At 67.7% G+C, this 20,476-nt stretch carries 14 protein-coding genes and 1 pseudogene; 11 read left to right on the top strand and 4 right to left on the bottom strand.

Annotated elements, in window-relative coordinates; all coding sequences use genetic code 11:
• Positions 1-60 precede the first annotated feature (60 nt).
• From KHO22_RS11020 to KHO22_RS11010, 3 genes are all read left to right on the top strand, one after another.
• Positions 61-690 (top strand): response regulator transcription factor, encoded by a 630-nt coding sequence (locus KHO22_RS11020; protein WP_211947184.1) that lies wholly within the window; start codon positions 61-63, stop codon positions 688-690.
• Positions 691-1,302: 612 nt separating this feature from the next.
• Positions 1,303-1,506, top strand: coding sequence for a hypothetical protein (locus tag KHO22_RS32835; protein WP_420839588.1), 204 nt, complete (start codon positions 1,303-1,305; stop codon positions 1,504-1,506).
• Positions 1,507-1,659: 153 nt separating this feature from the next.
• Positions 1,660-3,192, top strand: coding sequence for an MltF family protein (locus KHO22_RS11010; protein ID WP_211947182.1), 1,533 nt, complete (start codon positions 1,660-1,662; stop codon positions 3,190-3,192).
• A 34-nt stretch (positions 3,193-3,226) separates the two neighbouring features.
• On the opposite strand, the gene KHO22_RS11005 is transcribed toward KHO22_RS11010, so the two are convergent.
• The 3 genes from KHO22_RS11005 to KHO22_RS10995 all read right to left on the bottom strand — a co-directional run bounded on the left by KHO22_RS11005 (position 3,227) and on the right by KHO22_RS10995 (position 6,468).
• On the bottom strand, positions 3,227-3,514 hold the full coding sequence (locus KHO22_RS11005) for a helix-turn-helix domain-containing protein (RefSeq protein WP_211947181.1): 288 nt from the start codon (positions 3,512-3,514) through the stop codon (positions 3,227-3,229).
• Positions 3,515-3,732: 218 nt separating this feature from the next.
• Positions 3,733-5,994 carry a xanthine dehydrogenase family protein molybdopterin-binding subunit gene (locus tag KHO22_RS11000; RefSeq protein ID WP_211947180.1) on the bottom strand — a complete coding sequence of 754 codons (2,262 nt, stop codon included), beginning with the start codon at positions 5,992-5,994 and terminating at the stop codon, positions 3,733-3,735.
• A 15-nt stretch (positions 5,995-6,009) separates the two neighbouring features.
• Entirely contained in the window at positions 6,010-6,468 is a 459-nt protein-coding gene (locus tag KHO22_RS10995) for a (2Fe-2S)-binding protein (protein WP_211947179.1), read from the bottom strand.
• A 208-nt stretch (positions 6,469-6,676) separates the two neighbouring features.
• On the opposite strand from KHO22_RS10995, the gene KHO22_RS10990 reads away from it, so the two are divergent.
• A complete protein-coding gene (locus tag KHO22_RS10990) occupies positions 6,677-7,783 on the top strand; it encodes an acyltransferase family protein (RefSeq protein ID WP_230426836.1) in 1,107 nt (368 codons plus the stop codon).
• 4 nt (positions 7,784-7,787) lie between these two features.
• On the opposite strand, the gene KHO22_RS10985 is transcribed toward KHO22_RS10990, so the two are convergent.
• Positions 7,788-8,672: a c-type cytochrome gene (locus KHO22_RS10985; protein WP_211947177.1), complete on the bottom strand. Its 885-nt coding sequence runs from the start codon at positions 8,670-8,672 to the stop codon at positions 7,788-7,790.
• Positions 8,673-8,953: 281 nt separating this feature from the next.
• Between KHO22_RS10985 and KHO22_RS10980 the strand changes: the two genes are divergently transcribed.
• The 7 genes and pseudogenes from KHO22_RS10980 (at position 8,954) to KHO22_RS10950 (ending at position 20,475) form a co-directional block, all read left to right on the top strand.
• The gene (locus KHO22_RS10980) at positions 8,954-12,322 is read left to right on the top strand and encodes a diguanylate cyclase (RefSeq protein WP_211947176.1); all 3,369 of its coding nucleotides are present in this window, start codon (positions 8,954-8,956) and stop codon (positions 12,320-12,322) included.
• Between the two features lie 463 nt (positions 12,323-12,785).
• The gene (locus KHO22_RS10975) at positions 12,786-14,096 is read left to right on the top strand and encodes a dicarboxylate/amino acid:cation symporter (RefSeq protein WP_211947175.1); all 1,311 of its coding nucleotides are present in this window, start codon (positions 12,786-12,788) and stop codon (positions 14,094-14,096) included.
• A 159-nt stretch (positions 14,097-14,255) separates the two neighbouring features.
• On the top strand, positions 14,256-16,154 hold the full coding sequence (locus KHO22_RS10970) for a sensor histidine kinase (protein WP_230426835.1): 1,899 nt from the start codon (positions 14,256-14,258) through the stop codon (positions 16,152-16,154).
• The gene (locus KHO22_RS10965) at positions 16,144-17,463 is read left to right on the top strand and encodes a sigma-54-dependent transcriptional regulator (protein ID WP_211947174.1); all 1,320 of its coding nucleotides are present in this window, start codon (positions 16,144-16,146) and stop codon (positions 17,461-17,463) included. Before KHO22_RS10970 ends, KHO22_RS10965 begins: the two co-directional genes overlap by 11 nt.
• Before the next feature lie 9 nt (positions 17,464-17,472).
• Positions 17,473-18,081 carry a phosphatase PAP2 family protein gene (locus KHO22_RS10960; RefSeq protein ID WP_211947173.1) on the top strand — a complete coding sequence of 203 codons (609 nt, stop codon included), beginning with the start codon at positions 17,473-17,475 and terminating at the stop codon, positions 18,079-18,081.
• 384 nt (positions 18,082-18,465) lie between these two features.
• Positions 18,466-19,087: pseudogene (locus KHO22_RS10955) on the top strand (IS607 family transposase).
• Positions 19,084-20,475, top strand: a complete 1,392-nt coding sequence (locus KHO22_RS10950; protein WP_211947172.1) for a transposase — start codon at positions 19,084-19,086, stop codon at positions 20,473-20,475. The pseudogene KHO22_RS10955 and the gene KHO22_RS10950 overlap by 4 nt, the downstream one beginning before the upstream one ends.
• The last annotated feature ends 1 nt before the right edge of the window (position 20,476 follow it).

Below are 20,476 nucleotides of genomic sequence, written 5' to 3'. Positions count from 1 at the left end.
TCGACTATGCCGGATCAATAACCTGGAGGTAGCCGGCCGCGGCCTCCGACGCCATCCGTCATGTCTACCCCTTCCACTCCCGCCGACAACGCGCCACGACATATCCTGTGCATTGAAGATGATGCCGAAACCGCCGCGCTGATTGCCGAAGAACTGGTCGAGCGGGGCTATCAGGTCACGGTCGAGCATGACGGCCGGTCCGGCTTCGCGTCGGTCCTGCGCGCGCCGCCCGATCTTGTCCCGTGCGACGTCGGCATGCCCGTCATGGACGGCTTCGAACTGCTGACCCGCCTGCGCGCCCTCGCGCCCCGCTTTGCCGGGATCCCGCTTGTCTTCCTCACTGCGCTCGCCCAACGCGACGCTGAACTCAAGGGCCGGCGCCTCGGCGCCGACGACTACGTGACCAAGCCCGTCGACTTCGACATTCTCGAGAGCATCATCGAAGCCCGGCTGGCACGCGCCGCGAAGACCCCGCGTCACGCGCCGCTGCACGTTGCCCTGAGCGAGCGGGAAATCGAAGCGCTCTCGTGGTCGGCGCGCGGCAAGACCTCGGGCGAGATCGCCACGATCCTGGGCCTGTCGAAGCGCACCGTCGATTTCCACATCGACAATGCGCGCGAGAAGCTGGGCGTCGCCACGCGCGTCGAAGCCGTCGTTCGCGCCACCAGGGAAGGGCTGATCGGCCCATGATGCGTCCGTGGCGGCCGTGACGCAGCCAGCCACGGCATTGTACGGTCTCGCCCCTCGTCCGATACGGTCCCCTGGCATGGCATCGGGAAAAGCTGACTCGCACACCGTCCGCAATGCAGAAAGAATTCTCGCCTTTCCGGTCCGGGCCATTGCCCACCCGGTAAATGCGCCTTTTGCTTACTTTCGCCGCTCGTACAAGTGACTCGTCGGCCAGACTCCGAAACAGCCGAGCCCGCGAGGCTCTACACCGCTGTCAGACATCCCCCCCCATTCATTCGGCCCAACCCCGACATCGCCAACCCCATCCCGCCGCTAGATTGAACCCTGCAGCCGACGACCCGCTGGATCACAGGTGCCGCTATCTGCTCCCGTGCAACAGCCTGCCTGCCGGTCGCATCCGACAACAACCTGATGAGGTTCCAAATGGATCTGAAAAAGCCCGTCCGTCCGACCCGTAAGGCCGGCGCACTTGCCGCGGTCCTGGCCGGTCTGAGTTGTGCCGCCGCCTTTGCCCAGACTCCCGCAACTCCCGCAACTCCCGCAACTCCCGCAACTCCCGCCACGCCGGCCGCGCCCGCCGCGCCCGCCGCCGCGCAAGGCGTCCCGCCCGGCATGACCCAGATCGAGCCACCAAAGGATCCGCTGGTGCAACGCCGCGAAGCGCGCAAGCAGGCGTCTGATGAGTACAAGACTTCCAAGAAGGCTGCCAAGGGCGAGTACAAGCAGGACGTCAACTCAGCCAAGCAGGAACGCAAGGCCGAGAACCAGGCCGCGGACAGCGCCGCCCGCCAGGAGCTCATGACGCCAAAGCAGTAGCAAGCTGCAGCCGCTTCGTCGGCGGCGGCCAGGCGTGCCACCGCTGACGCTGCATGCCGCGAGCAGGGTTCACGCCCGGCTTGTACCGTCCCGTATCCGCACTAGACTCAATGAGCAGGCGCCGCAGGCAATCCCGGCTGCGGCGCTGCCGAAATGCCCGCTCCACGCTTGCCGTCCATGCTGGCAGGCCTCCTCTTGCAAGGCCTGATGGCGGCAGCTTGCTTCTTCGGCCCGATGGCCGCCGCGCAGCAAAAGCCGCCCCTGGCTGCCGCGCCTGCGGCCGCGGCGCCCGCCCCTGCCGGAACCCGTGCCACCGCCGTGCGTCGGCTCAACCTGGGCAACAAACCCTGGCAGGGCGATTTCGACGCCATGCTCCAGCGGCGCGTCATCCGCGTGCTGGTGCCCTACAGCCGCACGCTGTACTTCAGCGACAAGGGCCACGAATGCGGCCTTACCGCCGGACTGGTACGGGACTTCGAGCGCTACCTGAACAAGACCTACGCCAGCCGCCTTGGCAAGCGCCCGCTGACGGTCATCATCCTCCCGACGACGCGCGACCGCCTGCTGCCCGACCTGGCCGCCGGTCTGGGCGATATTGCCGCCGGCAACATTACCGAAACCGAAGACCGGCTCAAGGTGGTCGACTTCACCGCGCCGCGCGATCGCAAGCCCGTACGCGAGCTGATCGTCACGGGACCCAAGGCGCCGGTGCTGACCGGCCTCCAGGACCTCTCCGGCAAGACCGTGCACGTGCGGCGCACCAGCAGCTACTACGACAGCCTGAAGGTCCTGAACGACAGCCTGCGCCAGACCGGCAAGGCACCCATCCGGCTTGTGCTGCTGCCCGATGCGCTGGAGGACGAAGATGCGATGGAGATGGTCAATGCCGGCCTGCTGCAAATCATCGTGGTAGACGACTGGAAAGCCGCGATGTGGGCGCAGATCCTCCCCAAAATCAATGTGCGCGAGGATCTCGTAGTCCGCGCCGAGGGCTATATCGGCTGGGCCTTCCGCAAGAACAGCCCGCAGATGCGGCTGGCGCTGAACGACTTCTATATCAACTACCTGAAGAAGCACGGCGTCGCGGAATACCGGCTCAAGCAGTTGATGAAAAGCATCAAGCAGATCCGCAACAACACTAATGACGCCGAGTACAAGCGCTTCGAGCAGACCATTGCCTTCTTCGACAAATACGGCAAGGACTACAGCTTCGACCCGCTGATGCTGGCCGCGCAGGGTTTCCAGGAATCGCAACTGAACCAGCAGGCCCGCAGCCGTGTCGGCGCGATCGGCATCATGCAGATCATGCCCGCCACCGGCAAGCAGCTCAACGTGGGCAATATCCGGGAGGTCGAGTCGAACATCCACGCCGGCGCCAAATATATGGACCACCTGATGACGCGGTATTTCCCCGATGCGCACTTCTCGGAATCGAACCGGCCGCTCTTTGCCTTCGCCAGCTACAACGCCGGGCCAGGCAATATCGCGAAGATGCGCAAGGAGGCCGCGGCGCGCGGGCTGGACCCGGACAAGTGGTTCAATAATGTGGAAATCGTGGTGGCCGAGAAGATCGGCATCGAGACCACGACCTATGTGCGCAATATCTTCAAGTACTACGCCGCCTACCGGCTGATGCAGGATATGCAGGCCACACGCGCCCGCGCGCTGAAGGAAGTCAGCAGGTAGCCCACAGCGCGGGACCGGTCCGCCGCAAGCGGGTTCAGTCGGCCAGCCCGCTGGCGTCGATGTAGCCGAGCGCTTCGGTGACTGCCAGCCTCGCCTTGAGCACGTAGCAGACCCGGCGGTCGCGGATGGCCAGCGTGACCACGTTGGCCTGTAGCATTTCCTCGAACAGGTGGCCGGCGCGCTTGATGGGCAGCCCGGCCAGTTGCGCGAGGTCGGACGCGGGCAGCCCCTCTTCGCCGGCCTGCAGCAAGGCCCGGCAGATCTTCACGCGTGCGGGTTCGGTCATCAGCGCCATGGTCAGCGCGCTTTCCTGGGTCTCCATGGACACACCTCGGTTCGTCGGGCAGGCGCCGCCCTGGCTTTTTTTCACGTTCTACGCGGGCCGGGCGGCAAAGGCAATAGGGCCCGCCCCCGGCTGCGCGATTACAACACGCAGCCGTCAGGCCCGCAGACGGGTGATGCGCCGCCGGCGCCGCTGGTGTTGGCCTGCAACCGTGCAGCGCCGGAGGCGGCATGCACCTCCGGCGCGGGGGTGGCGGGTCAGGCCAGCACGAACGGCAACTGGCGCTGCCGCTTGCCTGTCAGCACGAACAGCGCATTGGCGACCGCCGGGGCAATCGGCGGCACGCCCGGTTCGCCAAGACCCGTGGGCGGATCCTGCGACGGCACGAAGAACACGTCGACCACCGGCGCGTCGGTGATCCGCGGCGGCGGGTAGTCAGGGAAGTTGCTGTTCTTCACCACGCCGTTCTCGATCTCGATGGCAAACCCGGGCCGCGTCATCGCCAGCCCGAAGATGCACGCGCCCTGGATCTGCGCCTCGGCCGACAGCGGGTTGACCACGCGGTTGGCATGCACGCCCGCGGTGACGCGGTGCACGCGCGGCTGGCCCTTGACCAGCGAGACCTCGGCCACATGGGCCACTACCGAGCTGAACGACTCATGCACCGCCACGCCCCAGGCATGACCCTTGGGCAGCTTGCGCTTGCCGTAGCCGGACTTCTCCACCGCAAGCTGCAATGCGGCGCGATGGCGCACGTGCTTGCTCTCGTCCAGCCGCGCCAGGCGGTAGGCCACCGGGTCCTGCTTCGCCGCCGCGGCCATTTCGTCGACCAGCGTTTCCTTGACGTATGCGGTGTGCGTATTGCCGACCGAGCGCCACCACAGCACCGGCACATCGACCTGCGGGTGGTGCACCGAGAGCTGCATCGGCAGGTTGTAGTCGTTTTCGAGCAGGCCCTCGGTCATGGTCGCGTCCACCCCGTTCTTCACCATGAACGGCTCGAACGGCGTGCCCTTCAGGATCGACTGGCCGACAATGGTGTGCTGCCAGCCCACCACCTTGCCCTGCGCATCCAGGCCGATGCGGGCGCGGTGCACATGCAGCGGACGGTAGTAGCCGCCGCGGATGTCGTCCTCGCGGCTCCAGATCACCTTGATGGGTTCGGTGTGGCCGTCGGCGACCCAGGCGCGCAGCACATTGGCGGCTTCCACCAGGTAGTCCGACGTGGGCACCGCGCGGCGGCCAAAGCCGCCGCCCGCCATCATGGTGTTGAGCGCGACCTTGTCGGGGCTCAGTTCGAACACGCGCGCAACGGCGGCCTGGTCGACGGTCTGGAACTGTGACCCGACCCACACCTTGACCGACTGAACCTTGCTGCCGACCACCTCGGGCTGCAGCGTGCAGTTCAGCGGCTCCATCGGCGCGTGGGCGAGGTAAGGGAACCGGTATTCGGCTTCGATCTTGCGCGGCGCGCCGTTCACGGCCGCGGCGATATCCCCCTCCCCGGCGCGCGCCACGGTGCCGGGCTGCGTGGCCAGTTTCGCGTATTCGTCGAATAGCGCCTGCGACGACACCTTCGAGCCGGTGTCTTCCCACTCGATCTGCAGTGCCTCGCGTGCCTGCCTGGCCGGCCAGTAACCGTCGGCCACCACGGCCACGCCGGTGCCGCCGCGGTCCACGGGCACCAGCATCACGTCGCTCACGCCCTTGATCGCGCGTGCCTTGTCGGCATTGAACGACTTGACCTTGCCGCCAAAGCGCGGCGGACGCGCCACCACGGCCACCATCATGTCCTTCACGCGCGTGTCGATGCCGAACGCGGGCTTGCCCTCGAGCTTGCTGCGCGCATCGAGCCGCGGCGTGGGCTTGCCCACCAGCCGGAACTGCGAAGGATCCTTCAGGCGCACCTGCTGCGGCACCGGCAGCGCCATGGCCGCCGGCGCCAGTTCGCCGAACGTGGCACGCCGGCTGCCCAAGGTCACCACGCCCTGCTCGACCTTGCAGCTGGCAGGATCGACCTGCCATTGCTGCGCCGCCGCGGCGACCAGCATGGCGCGGGCGCGCGCACCGAGTTCGCGGTACTGCTGGAACGAATGGTTGATGGCCGTCGAGCCGCCGGTGATCTGCATGCCGAAGCCGGGGTCCTTGTACGGATCGCCGGCGGGGGCCAGCGCGGCGCGCACGTTGCGCCAATCCACGTCCAGCTCCTCGGCCAGCGCCATGGGCAGCGCGGTGTGCACGCCCTGGCCGAATTCCAGACGGTTCACCGCGATCGTCACCGTGTTGTCCGGCGCGATCACCAGGAACGCCTGCGGCGCCGATGGCGGCGCCTTCGGTGCGCCGCCTTCCTGTGCCTGCGCGACGGGCACCATGCCCAGCGCCAGGCCGCCGCCGGCCAGGCCGGTCAGCTTGAGAAAGCTGCGGCGATCCAGCGTCGCCACGCCGGTGTCGCCGATGCTGTCGGTATTGCCGCCCTGCGCCTTTGCGCCGGCCAGGGCCTCGAGTCCACGAATACGCATCTCAGGCACCTCCGCTCAGGCCAGCGCGCGGGCCGCGTCCTTGATCGCGGCCCGGATGCGCTGGTAGGTGCCGCAGCGGCACAGGTTGCCGGCCATGGCCTGGTCGATGTCGGCATCGGTAGGCCGGGGCTTGGTGCGCAGCAGCCCCACCGCGCTCATCACCTGCCCGTTCTGGCAATAGCCGCACTGGGCCACGTCATGCTTGATCCACGCGTCGAGCACCGCGCGGCCGACCTTGTCGGCATTCACGCCCTCGATGGTGGTGATGCGCGCACCGGCCGCCGCCGAGATCGGCGTCACGCAGCTGCGCGTGGCCTGGCCGTTGCTATGGACCGTGCAGGCGCCGCACGCGGCCATGCCGCAGCCGAATTTGGTCCCGGTCAGGTCAAGGTTGTCGCGCAAGGCCCACAGCAGCGGCGTGGACGGATCCACGTCGACTTCCTGCGCCTTGCCGTTGATGTTGAGGGTAGTCATGCGGGGACACTCCTTGGGTACGTTGCCCGTTGCTCCTGTTCACGCGTCGCAGCCATGCCATTGACCGGCCGCCGCGGACAAATGAGCATAGTGCAATTCCAGTCACCTTGCCGGCGGTGTACGCCGTGCGAGCGAGATGCACGAACTTTGTGCAAGCCGGCACGGTCAGTCAGGAGATCAGGGCTCATCGCCAGCCACGGCAGCAACAGTGACACCGACTATTCCAGAATCCCGCGGACGCGACATCGCGACACTCGACAGCATCCAGGCCCTGCGCGGGCTGGCTGCAGCGTATGTCGTGCTGTACCACTCCGGCCTGACACTGGGCACGGAGCAGACGCCCGTGCTCGCGTGGATCACCGCCAACGTCATCAAGCGCGGCCATGTCGGCGTGGATGTGTTCTTCGTCATCAGCGGCTTCATCATTGCGTGGGTGGCGGTGCTGGCGCGGCCGCGGCCCGAAGCGCCGCTGAGCTTCGTGATCCGCCGCTGCTGCCGGCTGGCGCCGCCGTACTGGACCATGTCGGCCATCCACGCGCTGCTGCTGAACCCGGTGACGCCCGCAGTATTCGCGGCATCGCTCGCCTTCGTGCCGACCAGCGCGGACCATGCGCCCTACTACGGCTATCCCGCCTTGTACGTGGGCTGGTCGCTCAACTACGAGATCGCGTTCTACGGCGCCTTCGCGCTCGGACTGTGGCTCGCTGGCCGGCGCGCGCTGTGGGTGGTGCTGGCGCTGTTCGCCGTGTTCACGCTGGCGCTGCCGTGGTGGCGCTTTGGCGCGCCCGTCATGGACCCCGCGCAGGGCAATCCATTCGTGTCGCCGTGGGTGGCGATGGCGAGCAATCCGCTGGTGCTGGAGTTCCTGCTCGGCTGCCTGCTGGCGTGGGCCTATGCGCGCTGGCGCCACCTGCTGACGCGCGGCGCGGCGTGGACGATGCTGGCCATCGGCATCGGCGGGTTCCTGGCATCGCTGCCGCTCGTCGGACCGGATTTCAGCCTGGCGGGCCGCGGGCTTCCCGCCGCCGCGCTGCTGGCGGGCGCGGTCGCGGCCGAGCACACCGGCCTGCTGCGCGTCCCGCGTGCGCTGGTATGGCTGGGCGAGCTGTCGTACGCCCTCTACCTGGTCCACCCTACCGTGATCGAGGGCGTCAAGCGGCTGATGCCCGAACTGGCGCCGGACCAGTACGGCATGCAACTGACGCGCTTCGCCATCGATGCCGTGCTGGCATTGTTCCTGGCCATGCTGCTGCACCGCTGGGTCGAACTGCCCGGCATCGCGGCCGGCCGGCGCCTGGCGCGCCGGCAAGGCTGACGCCTCAGCTGCGCAGGCCGGCCAGGTACAGGTAGAGCGCGGTCAGGTCGGTGTCGTTCATGCGGCCGAAGGAATCGAACGGCATCACGCTGCTGATGGCCGATCCGTCGGGCCGCTTGCCGCTGCGCATCATGGCGATGAAGGCGGCGGCCTGGCCATAGCGCGCCATGGCGCCGCCGGAAACGGGCCGCAGGTCCGCCGCGGGTGGCCAGTCGGGCGGCGCGCCGGGAATCTTGCCGCCGCGCAGGTCCGCGCGGTGGCACCCCTGGCAGGCATTGGCCACGTAGCCGCCGTACTGCGCCGTCACCGACGGCACCATCGCCGGCGATGGCGGCAGCTTGTGGTCGATCTTGGAAGCCGCATCGCGGATAAAGCCCGCCCCATACATGGCGCGCACGAACCACGGCATGCGGATGTCGGCGGGCGCGCCAAGGCCCGGGGGCAGGCTGCGCAGGTACGCCACCAGCGCGGCCAGGTCGTCGTCGCTGAGCCGGTTGTAGTCTTCGCTGGGCATGATCAGCAGCGGCCGGCCCGATGGGCCGATACCGTGGCGGATGCTGCGGACCCAGTCGATCGGCTGGTAGCGGGCGATCTCGGCATTGCCGGGCGTCAGGTCGGGGGCGCGCACCTGCAGGCCGGCGGGGTCATCGAACACCTGGCGCCCGCCGGCGGCGGCGCCATGGCATTCCATGCAGCCGCGCGATTCGAACAGGTACTTGCCAAGCGCAATGCTGCCGGCATCGTCGCGATAGGCAACCGGCGCGACCCTGACGTCAATCGTGCGCCCGGCCTTCTGGTCGCCGATCAGCATGGCGCCATAGACGACCCCGGCCGCAGCCACGACCACGCCGGCCAGCGACCATGCCGCCACTCGCAGATAACGAGCCATGCTGCTTCCCCCGTGCGGACATCGCGTCGCCCATGCGGCGCGGATGTTTCAGAGTGCAGGGAGCGGCATGGCCGTGTCTGTGGGGAAAGGCACACTTGGCCAGGACCGCGCGGCGGCAGCGCCATACCAAAAAAGTTGCGCCAGCACCAGTGGCAACAGGCACGGTACCTGGCTGCTGTCTCCGGCGTGCCGGCGTACCCGAACCGATAAAGTGACGCTACGCTGGGGCACGGTCCGCCCTGGCGACGTTGAACCCACGTTCCTGCCTGCCAGAACCGTCCATGACGCCCGACACGGTCGATACGGCCGCTCCTTCCATTGGCGCCCCGCTGCGCCGCTGGCTGCCCATGCTGATCTGCGGCATGGGCTACTTCGCCCTGGCCGCGCTGGGCATCTGGCTGGCGCGCCTGCCCGGCAGCGTGGCCACGCTGTGGCTGCCCAACGCCTTTTGCCTGGGCCTGCTGCTGCACCGTCCGCGCGCCGAGGCGCCGTGGCTGCTTGCCAGCATGGTCTGCGCCAACCTGGCCGCCAACTTCCTGTTTCTGGACGGCCTGGACACCGCCGTGCTGCTGTCCGGCGCGAACCTGTTCGAGGTCGCCTGGTCGGCACGGCTGCTGCGCTTTGTCTCGGCGCATGCAAGCGCGGAGCGCCTGGGCCCGCTCGGCAACTTCGCGCTCACGCTCGGCGTGGCCTGCGTGCTGGGGCCGGCACTGGGTGCCACGGCCGGCGCGGCGGCGCTGACCTGGGTCGCCGGCACGCGCTTTGCCAGCATCTGGTGGACCTGGTGGCAGGCGGGCGCGCTTGGCATGGTGGTCCTGCTGCCGCTGGCGCTGACCATCAGCGCGGCACGCGAACGCGCGACCTTCGCGCGGCGCATGCTGTTGCCGCAGGCCGGCCTGCTCGCGCTGTGCCTGGCCATCGGTGTGTTCGCGCTGTGGCAGGGCCACGATCCGTTCGTCGCCATGTCGCTGCCGCTGGTGCTCGCGGCCATGTTCGCCAACCCGTTCGGCACGGCGCTGCTGACGCTGCTGGCCACTCTGACCATGGAGCTGGCCGCGGTGGCGGCGCAGGTGCAGCAGTCGGTGCCGCTGTCGGCGGCGCTGATCATGGTGTTCCCGGTCTGCATCGCCTACCTGGCCGAGCAGAACCGCCACGGCCGCGCCAGCCTGCACAGCAGCGACCAGCGCTTCCGCCTGGCCATGGAGCACTCGGCCATCGGCATGGCGCTGACCGGGCTGGACGGCCGCTGGCAGACCGTGAACCGCGCCCTGACGGACCTGCTGGGCTACAGCCCGGCGGTGCTGCACCAGCAGCGCTTCCAGGACATCACCCACCCCGACGACCTGGACGCCGACCTGCGCCAGGTGCGACGACTGCTGGCCGGAGAGATCGAGTCCTACCGCATGGAGAAGCGCTTCCTGCACCAGGACGGCGAGTACCGCTGGGCCCTCCTGGCGGTGTCGCTGGTGCGCGACCAGCAAAGCCGGAACCCGCTGCATTTCATCGCGCAGATCGAGGATATCCACTCGCGCAAGCTCGCGCAGGAGCAGTTCGAACAGCTCTCGCGCCGCACCCAGCTCGCGGTGGAAGCCGGCGGCGTGGGCATCTGGGAATGGGATTTCACCAGTTCCGGCATCACCTGGGATGCCCGCATGCACGCGCTGCACGGCACCGAGGCCACGCACGGCGCGCCGGGGATCGCGCAGTGGATTGCCATGCTCCATCCCGAGGACGTGGCGCGCGTGAACGGCGAGATGCGCAAGGCCATCCGCGGCGAACAGCCGTTCGACACCGAATACCGCGTGGTGCGGCCCGATGGCGACGTGCGCCACGTGCGCGCCATGGCCAATGTCACGCGCCATGACGACGGCACCGCGCATGCGCTGGTGGGTACGAACTGGGACATCACCGAGCAACGCCGCCTGACCGAGGCGCTGTTCGAGGAAAAGGAGCGCCTGCACATCACGCTGCAGTCGATCGGCGATGCGGTGATCTGCACCGACGCCGCCATCCGGGTGACCTTCATGAACCCGATTGCGGAACAGCTCACGGGCTGGAGCATGGCCAGCGCGAGCGGCCTGCCGCTGGAGCGCGTGTTCCGCATCGTCGACGAAATCACCGGACTGCCCATCCCGAGCCCGGTCGAGGCCTGCCTGCAGACGCTCACGCCGGCCTACCTGCAGGAGGGCGCGGTGCTGCAGAGCCTGACCGGCGAGCGCCACGACGTGCAGGATTCCGCCGCCCCGGTGCTTACCGCGTCGGGCGATGTGCTGGGTGCGGTGCTGGTGTTCCAGGACATCACCACGGCACGCGCGATGCAGCGCGAGCTGGCCCATTCCGCCATGCACGACGCGCTCACCGGGCTGCCCAACCGCACCTGGTTCGAAAAGCGGCTGCGCGAGGCCTGCGACGCCGCGCGCACGCAGGGCCACCGCGGCGCGCTGTGCTTCATCGACTTGGACCGCTTCAAGATCGTCAACGACACCGCCGGCCACGGCGCCGGCGACATCCTGCTGCGCGAGCTGGGCTACCTGATCCGCAACCATGTGCGCGCCGACGACCTGCTCGCGCGGCTCGGCGGCGACGAGTTCGGGCTGCTGCTCAAGGACTGCACGGTCGACCAGGCCGAGGCCATCGGCCAGGGCGTGATCGACGCCATCCGCAGCCGGCGCTTCCCGTGGGACGGCCGCGTGTACGACGTGGGCGCCAGCATCGGCATTGCCGCCATCGACCAGGACGTGCCGCCGGTCGGCGAGCTGATGAGCCGCGCCGACGTGGCCTGCTACGCCGCCAAGGCGGCCGGGCGCAGCCGCGTGTCGGTCTATCGCCGCGACGAAAGCGATGCGCGGCGCCACCATCGCGAACTCGAAGTGGCCGCGGGCATCCACTCGGCGCTGGAGGGCAACCACTTCCGGCTGTTCGCGCAGGAGATCCGCGCGCTGCAGCAAAGGCCCGGCGACAGCCGCGGGGAACGCCATATCGAGATCCTGGTGCGCATGGTCGACGAGGACGGCGAGATGATCATGCCCGGCGCCTTCATCCCGGCCGCGGAGCGCTATGACCTGATGGGGCACGTCGACCGCTGGGTGATCCGCAACGTGCTGCGCGAATACGGCGCGCGGCTGTGCGCGGTGCCCGGCCTGTCGGTGTCGGTCAACCTGTCGGCCAACTCGCTGGGCGAGCCTTTCCTGCTGCCTTTCCTGCATACCGAGCTGGAGCAGTCCGCCCTGCCCGCGAACCGCATCCGGCTCGAGATCACGGAAACCGCGCTGATCAACAACATGGCCGCCGCCAACCGCGTGGTGACGGAAATGCGGCGCGCCGGCTGCACGGTGGCGCTCGACGATTTCGGCTCCGGCCTGTCGTCGTTTGCCTACCTCAAGCAGTTTCCGGTGGACTACCTCAAGATCGACGGCAGCTTTATCCGCAACCTGGCCGACAACATGGTCGACCGCGAGATCGTCAGCTCCATCAACGACATCGGCCACCGGCTGGGCGTGCGGACGGTGGCCGAATGGGTGGAAGACGAGCGCACGCTGAACGCGCTGCGCGCGATCGGCGTGGACTACGCCCAGGGCTACGCCATCGGGCGGCCGGTGCCGCTCGATGCCTACCTGGCCGACTCCGAGCCAGTGACCCAAGGTCCATAACTCGGCCCCTTCTGCCCACGGCATGCCGCGGCGGCCGTTCGGAAATCCGAACGAGCGCCGCGCCAATCATCCGGAAGACCGAACACAGGCGCCGGCATCACATTTTTTCTCCTTTGTTTTCAGTGGCTTAGCGTGCCTTCCAAGGCATGCGGTGCTGGCACGCCTCGTGCGATGTATGGCGCCGCCGACAGGGCCAACAGGCAGCCCGGACGTCTCCGCGACGTGCCGGCCAATGCCAAGAACCAAGGAGGAGACATATGACGGAACCCGACCATCAACCTGCCCGCGCCGCCCAGGCGCGAATGCGGCGCCTGTTGCCCCGCTGACGTCCCCGGCCTGCGCCGGCGCGACGCACCGCCCTTGCCGGCGGCACAGCGTTCCGGCCCCGCCGATCCCGCAATTCAGCCGTCCGGCTCCTTTCCCGTCCGCGGGCGAGGAACCGGGCGCACGGCCTGTACCCACGATGAAACTGAACCGACTACCCACCCTGATCTTCATTGCGATGCTGCTTGGCGTGCTGGTCGGCACCGCCGCGCACCATCTGTCGCCGGACGCCGCCACCGCCAAATCCATTGCGGACCACCTGTCCATCCTCACCGACGTGTTCCTGCGGATGATCAAGATGATCATCGGACCGCTGGTGTTCGCCACGCTCGTAGCCGGCATCGCCAGCATGGGCGACGGCCGCGCCGTCGGCCGCATCGGCATGAAGGCGATGGCCTGGTTTATCGGCGCGTCCATCACGTCGCTGCTGCTCGGCCTGCTGATGGCCAACCTGCTGACCCCGGGCCACGGCATGAACCTGCCGCTGCCGGCCGCCGACGCCGCCTCCACCCTCAAGACCGGGGCGCTGAACCTGCGCGACTTCGTCGCGCACATGTTCCCGAAGAGCTTCGTCGAGGCCATGGCCACCAACGAGATCCTGCAGATCGTGGTGTTCTCGCTGTTCTTCGGCTTTGCGCTGGGCACGGTCAAGGACGGCGTGGGCAAGCCGGTGCTGCAAGGCATCGAGGGCCTCGGCCACGTCATGCTGAAGGTGACCAACTACGTGATGGCGTTCGCGCCGGTGGGCGTGTTCGGTGCCATCTCGGCCGTCATCACCGCGCAGGGCCTGGGCGTGCTGGCGGTCTACGCCAAGCTGCTGGGCAGCATGTATCTGGCGCTGGCGCTGCTGTGGGTGGCGCTGATCGGCGCTGGCTACTTCTTCCTGGGCCGCGACGTGTTCCGCCTGCTCAAGCTAATGCGCGCGCCGCTGATGATCGGTTTCGCCACGGCCAGCAGCGAATCTGCCTACCCGAAGGTGATCGACCAGCTAACCCATTTCGGCGTGAAGGACCGCATCACCAACTTCGTGCTGCCGCTGGGCTACTCGTTCAACCTGGACGGCTCGATCATGTACACCTCGTTCGCGGCGCTGTTCGTGGCCCAGGTGTATGGCATCCAACTGTCGCTGACCCAGCAGATCACCATGCTGCTGGTGCTGCTGGTCACCAGCAAGGGCATCGCCGGCGTGCCGCGCGCCTCGCTGGTGGTGGTCGCCGCCGTGCTGCCGATGTTCGGCCTGCCGGAAGCCGGCATCCTGCTGGTGCTCGGCATCGACCACGTGCTGGACATGGGTCGCACCGTGACCAATGTGCTTGGCAACGCAATTGCCACGGCTGTCGTCGCCAAAAGCGAAGGCGCCATCGGCGCGCCCGTGCCGTCCGACGAGGATGAACCCGTCGCGGACAGCGCCCCTGCCCTGGCACCCGCCCAGGTGCTGGCGGGCAAGTAAGCCGCCCTGTTCCGACAGGGCACGCGCCGGAGCCCGGCTGCCGATCAGGCAGCCGGGCTTTTTTGTTTTTCCGCATCCCGGGCGTGGTAAAGGGTGTGGTAAAAGTAGGCGCCCGCCGGCCCCAGGCGGCCGCATCCCACCAGCCTTACCCAGCACTTCATGACCGGCCAGCCCGATTCGTTCCGCGACCCTGCCCGCCATCCCGCCTCCCGCCCACCCGCCGCCCTGCGTGGCGCAGCGCCGCTGCTCGCGCTGCTGGCGCTGGCCGTGCTGGTCGGCCTGGCCGGCTGGCTTGGCTACCGCTACAGCTACGACACGGCACTGGCGCGCCAGGCCGAGCGCGGGCAGGTGCAGCTGCGCCTGTACGCGCAGGCGCTGGAAAGCGAACTCGCGCACTACGACTACGTCCCCGGGCTGCTGACGCTGGACGAGCGCATCGGCACGCTGCTGCGCCAGCCCAACGACAGCGCCGCGGCGGCGCGCGCCAGTGACTACCTGTCCGCCCTCAACACGCGCGCCGGCACCCGGGTGGTCTACGTGCTCGACGCGCGCGGCAAGGTGCTGGCCACGAGCAACTGGCAGCGGCCCGACAGCTACCTGGGCGAGGACCTGAGTTTCCGTCCGTACTTCCGCGCCGCCATGGAAGGCCAGCTCGGCCGCTTCTACGGCGTGGGCACCACGCGCGGCGAGTCCGGCTATTACCTGTCCGCGCCGCTGGGCGAGCGCGACAACCCGGACGGCGTGGCGGTGGTCAAGATCGGCCTGGAGCCGCTGGAAAACCGCTGGCAAGGTGCCGACAGCCAGATGCTGCTGGCGGACGAGAACGGTGTGGTGATCCTGGCGTCCGACCCGTCATGGAAACTCGCGGCCCTGCGTCCGCTGTCAGCGGACGCTCGCGCGCGCTTCACGCGCAGCCTGCAGTACAACCGCGCGCCGCTGCCGCAACTGCCGCTGTCCGAAGTGCGCGTGCTCGGCAACGGCAGCGACCGCCTGGTGCGGCTGAGCCAGGGTCCGCCGATGCTGGCGCAGCAGGGCGCGCTGCCGGGCACCGACTGGCAGCTCACGCTGCTGTCCAACACTTCGCAGGCACGCCTGGCAGCATTGAACAGCGCCGCGCTGGCCGGCGTGCTGACGGCTTTCATCCTGCTGCTGGGCGCGGCCTGGAACGTGCGCCGGCGCATCATCGGCGAGCGGCTGGCCGCGCGCGCCGCGCTCGAGGCCGCCAACAGCGAGCTGGAGCGCAAGGTGGCCGAACGCACCGCCGACCTGTCGTCGACCAACCAACGCCTGGAGGCCGAGGTGGCCGAGCGCATCCGCACCGAGGCCGTGCTGCGCCAGGCCCAGGACGGCCTGCTGCAGGCCGGCAAGCTGGCCGCGGTCGGACAGATGTCGACCGGCATCGCGCATGAGCTCAACCAGCCGCTGGCGGCGCTGCGCACGATTTCCGGCAATACTGGCAAGTTCCTGGAACGCGGCGACTATGACACGGTGCGCGCCAACCTCGGCACGATCATCGGCCTGGTGGAGCGCATGGGCCGCATCACCGGCGCGCTCAAGTCGTTCGCGCGCAAGCCCGGCAGCGGCCTGCGCCAGGCGGAGCTGGCCCAGGCCGTGGACAACGCGCTGTTCCTGCTCGACACCCGCATCGAGGCCGTGCACCCCCGCCTGCAGCGCGAGGTGGAGCCCGGGCTGCTGGTCGCCTGCGACCCGAACCGGCTGGAGCAGGTGCTGGTCAACCTGGTCGGCAACGCGCTGGACGCCGTGGCGGGGCGCGAGCAGCCCATGCTGTCGCTGCACGCCCATGTCAGCGGCGGCATGGCGCACCTGACGGTGCGCGACAACGGCCCGGGGCTGTCGGAAGAAGCCTTCTCGCGCCTGTTCGAGCCGTTCTTCACGACCAAGCCAGCCGGCGAAGGCCTGGGCCTGGGCCTGACCTTGTCGGCCGGCATCCTCAACGAAAACGGCGGCAGCCTGTCCGCCTCCAATCATCCGGACGGTGGCGCGTGCTTCACGCTGGTACTGCCGCTGGTCCGCCAGGAAGCCTCCCATGCCGGCTGAACTGACCGTACTGATCGTCGAGGACGATGCCGACGTGCGCCTGGGCTGCGAGCAGGCGCTGCGGCTGGAAGGCATCGCCACGCGCGGCGTGGCCAGCGCCGAGGCCGCGCAGCGCGAGACCGCCGCCGGCTGGCCTGGCATCGTGGTCAGCGACATCCGCTTGCCGGGCGTCGACGGCATGGCCCTGCTCGCGCAACTGCGTGCGCGCGACGCGTCACTGCCCGTAATCATGATCACGGGGCATGGCGACGTGGCGCTCGCGGTGCAGGCCATGAAGCAAGGCGCCTATGACTTCCTGGAGAAGCCGTTCTCGCCCGAGGCGCTGGTGGACGCCACGCGCCGCGCGCTGGAGCAACGCCGGCTGACGCTCGAAGTGGCGCAGTTGCGCGAACGCCTGGCCGGCCGCGACAAGCTCGAAGCCAAACTGATCGGCCGCTCGCCCGCGATCGAACGCCTGCGCCGGCTGATCGCCGACCTGGCCGACACCGCCGCCAATGTGCTGATCCACGGCGAGACCGGCACCGGCAAGGAATTGGTGGCGCGCTGCCTGCACGATGCCAGCCGGCGCCATGCGCGCCACTTCGTCGCCATCAACTGTGGCGGCCTGCCCGAACAGCTGTTCGAAAGTGAGATCTTCGGCCACGAGGCCGGCTCGTTCACGGGCGCCGCGCGCCGCCGCATCGGCAAGGTCGAGCATGCCGAAGGCGGCACGCTGTTCCTCGACGAGATCGAGAGCATGCCGATGCCGCTGCAGATCAAGTTGCTGCGGGTCCTGCAGGAACGCGTGGTGGAGCGCCTGGGCTCCAACGAGCCGGTGCCGGTGGATACGCGCGTGGTCGCGGCCACCAAGGCCGACCTGCGTGCGCTGTCCGATGCCGGCCAGTTCCGCTCCGACCTGTACTACCGCCTCAACGTGATCACACTGGAACTGCCCGCGCTGCGGGACCGGCGCGAAGACGTGCCGCCGCTGTTCGAGCATTTCGTGGCGCAGGCCGCGCTGCGCTTCGGGCGCGACGCCGTGCCGTCCACGCCGGCCGAACTGGCCACGCTGATGGCCTACCCCTGGCCCGGCAACGTGCGCGAACTGCGCAACCTGGCCGAGCGCCACGTGCTCGGGCTTGGCTGCGACCCGGGCCACGGCACCACCGCACCGGAGGCGCTGCCCCTGGCCCAGGCGGTGGAGCAGTTCGAGCGCGCTCTGATCGCCGATGCCCTGCGCCGGCAAGACGGCAACCTCAGCCGCGCCAGCGAGGCGCTGGGCGTGGCCAAGACCACGTTGTTCGACAAGACCAAGAAGTACGGGCTGTAGAGAGACCGCATGTCTTTCTGGCCTCTCGTCTCGCGCCTTGGTGAAAGCACGTATCTGCTGCCTGGCGCGTTGCTGGTGGCGCTGTGGCTATGGCACCGTGGCAAGGCCAGAACCGCGCTGCGCTGGCTCGCGGGCGTGGCCACTGTAGCGGGCCTCACACTGGTCTCCAAGCTTGCCTTCCTGGGATGGGGTGTGGGCATCCGTGCGCTGGACTTCACCGGTATTTCCGGCCATAGCGCGATGTCGGCCACGATGCTTCCCGTGCTGTTATACCTGTGCGCGCCGCAATCGCGCCCGTGGATGGCCAGGATCGGCGCGGCTTGCGGGGTCGGCCTGGCGTTGCTGGTAGGCTGGTCGCGCCTAGTCCTGCATGCGCATTCGCCATCGGAAGTCGTGGCCGGGCTGGTATTGGGACTGGCCGTGAGCCTGGCCTTCCTGAGTTGGCCGGGATGCAAAGTGTTGCCGCGGAGCGTTGGCCCGCTGGCCGCCGCATTGGTCGTCTTCACCGCGCTGCACACGCTGCCGCTGCCTGGCGCCAGTAGTGCCACGCACCGCCTGGTCATCAGCATGGCGACCTACCTGTCGGGTCGTGAGCACCCGTACCGGCGCGGACTTTGAATGGACAACTGTATCGACGGGCGCGCTGCCCGCGCGTGATGCGGAATGCGATCGGTCTCATCGACGGATCGTGGGCATCCGGGGAAACTGCACGCTTCGCCGAAGACATCGGCGAACGGGTCGGGATACCCGGAAGGACTAACAATGATCGGCCGCGTCATAGGGCCAAGCGCATCGCACGTGCACGCCAACAGATCAATGGCGGGCCGAGGCGGGCCGGCTGCAAAGCCGACCGGAAAGTTCGCCTGCTAGTCCCCGGTATCCCTCCCCGCTGTCCGGCCCGCCACCTCTTATTGCTTCCTTGGCGGACCATCCGAACCCACTCAGGAGCGAGCAACTGATACTCCATTCTTGCTCAGAAGTAAGTATCTATAATTGCTCGCTATGAGTAAGGTTTATCGGATCCACGAATTCGCAAAGCGCATCGGATGGGCTCCCAGTACCGTGCGCCGCTGGGAGCGCGAAGGCATCCTGGCGGCTAAGCGCCTGCCTTCCGGTCATCGGTACTTTGACGAATCCGATGTTCGGGCGATGCTTGGCGGCGGGCCTGAGAAGCGATCGACAATCGTGTACTGCCGCGTCAGTAGCGCTGGGCAGCGCGACGACTTGCGATCTCAGGTGGCGGCGATGGAGGAATACTGCCGGGCTGGCGCAATTGCTGTTGACGTGTGGATTCAGGAGGTCGGCGGCGGTATGAACTTCAAGCGCAAGCGTTTGCTCGCGCCGATTGAGCGCATCCAGCGTGGTGAGATTGAGCGAGTTCTCATCGCCCACAAGGATAGGCTGGTTCGCTTCGGTTCGACCTGCTCGACCATCTTGCGCGCGGGAACGTTGCGAGATCATCGTGGTCAATCAGGAATCTCTGTCGCCAGAGCAGGAAATGGTTGAGGACCTGTTTGCGATCGTCCATACGTTTTCATGGCGCCTGGACGGCATGCGCAAGTACAACAAGCAGGTCAAGGAAGACTATCCGGGTAGCAAGGAACCGAAGGAAATTCTGGCATGACAACCGTCACCCGCACGCTCTATGCGACGTCCTCGTGCGTGCCTGCGCTTCGCACGGTGTGTAGGGCGATGGCGTTCGTGCGAGCGGACCTCTGGCGTCGCTATGGCGCGCTGGGGAATGTCGGCAAGAGTGCGGCTGACATCCGCAAGGAAGTGACGGCTGGCGGCTGGTATGCGTCGCTCGCGGTGGACGGCACGATCCGAGCCGAGACCACGAAGGATGTCGTCAATGACATCCTCACGTACAAGGCGGCCGCATGCGCGAAGGTGCGACAAGCCATCGCGAAGCGGACCTCCGACGAGGCAGAGCGAAAGCGGCTCTATACCCTGCTCAAGAGTGACCAGTGGCTCGAAGACAAGTACCTGCACCGGATGATGCGCAAGTACTTTCGGCACGGCGTTTCGCGTTGCGACAATCAGTTCATCGTCCGCTCGGACAAGCATGAGAGCCGCGTCAGAGACGGGCACCTGGTCATCACCATACACATCGCCAGGCAGTATGGCCCTTCGATCGAACTCACAACGAACAGCAACGGCAAGAACGTGGATCTCACGGGTTGCAACCTGCGTGTGATCGTGAAGGGTGACGCGGTCGAAATCCACTACGCTACGGCGAAGGCCGAAGGGCGCCCCTGCGGGACAGGGGAAATTGGTGTCGACAAAGGCTACACCGAGGCCTTCACCGACTCAGATGGCGAGCATCATGGTCAGACGTTCGGCGCCGTGCTGAGCGCTTACAGCGACCAGGTTTCGAAGACCGGCAAAGCACGAATCCGGCTGCATGCCCTTGAGAAAGCCCATCGCAAAGCCGGGCGCATCGCCAAGGCCGAGCGCATCAGGAAGTGCAACCTCGGACGCGTGAAACTGCAGGCGCGCAGTCACCGCACGAAGCAGCGGTTGCGCACGATTGCCTACCAGGCCGCCCATACCATCGTGGACAAGGCCGCAGTGGTCGGTTCGGAAGATCTGACGTCGCCCATCAAGGGGAGGGGTCAGTGGCGGAACTACAACCGCCGCATGAGCGCATGGGCCAAGGGTGTACTGGCTCAAGCGCTCGATGAAGTTTGCACGCAGCGTGGGGCGACGCACGTCGTCGTCAACGCCGCCTACACGTCGCAAATGGACTCGTTCACGCGCTTGCTGCAAGGCAAGCGCGTGGGCGACAAGTTTTACCGTGCCAACGGGGACGTTCTTCAGGCGGATACCAATGCTGCGCGGAACGTGCGGGACAGGATTCACGATCGGGGAATTACCCGGTATATGCCTCACCTCCAGGTGAAGCAGATTCTGCTCGCGCGCTCCTCCGGCGCAACTGAGCGTCAAGGGGCTTCAGTTGGGCGGCGCAAGCCGCGTCAACGAAGTGCGGATAAATCCAATGCTCAACTTTGAG

Source organism: Cupriavidus yeoncheonensis, assembly GCF_905397275.1.
Taxonomy (GTDB): domain Bacteria; phylum Pseudomonadota; class Gammaproteobacteria; order Burkholderiales; family Burkholderiaceae; genus Cupriavidus; species Cupriavidus yeoncheonensis.
Note: the sequence above shows the minus strand (reverse complement) of the source record. Positions and strands in the feature narration are given on the sequence as shown.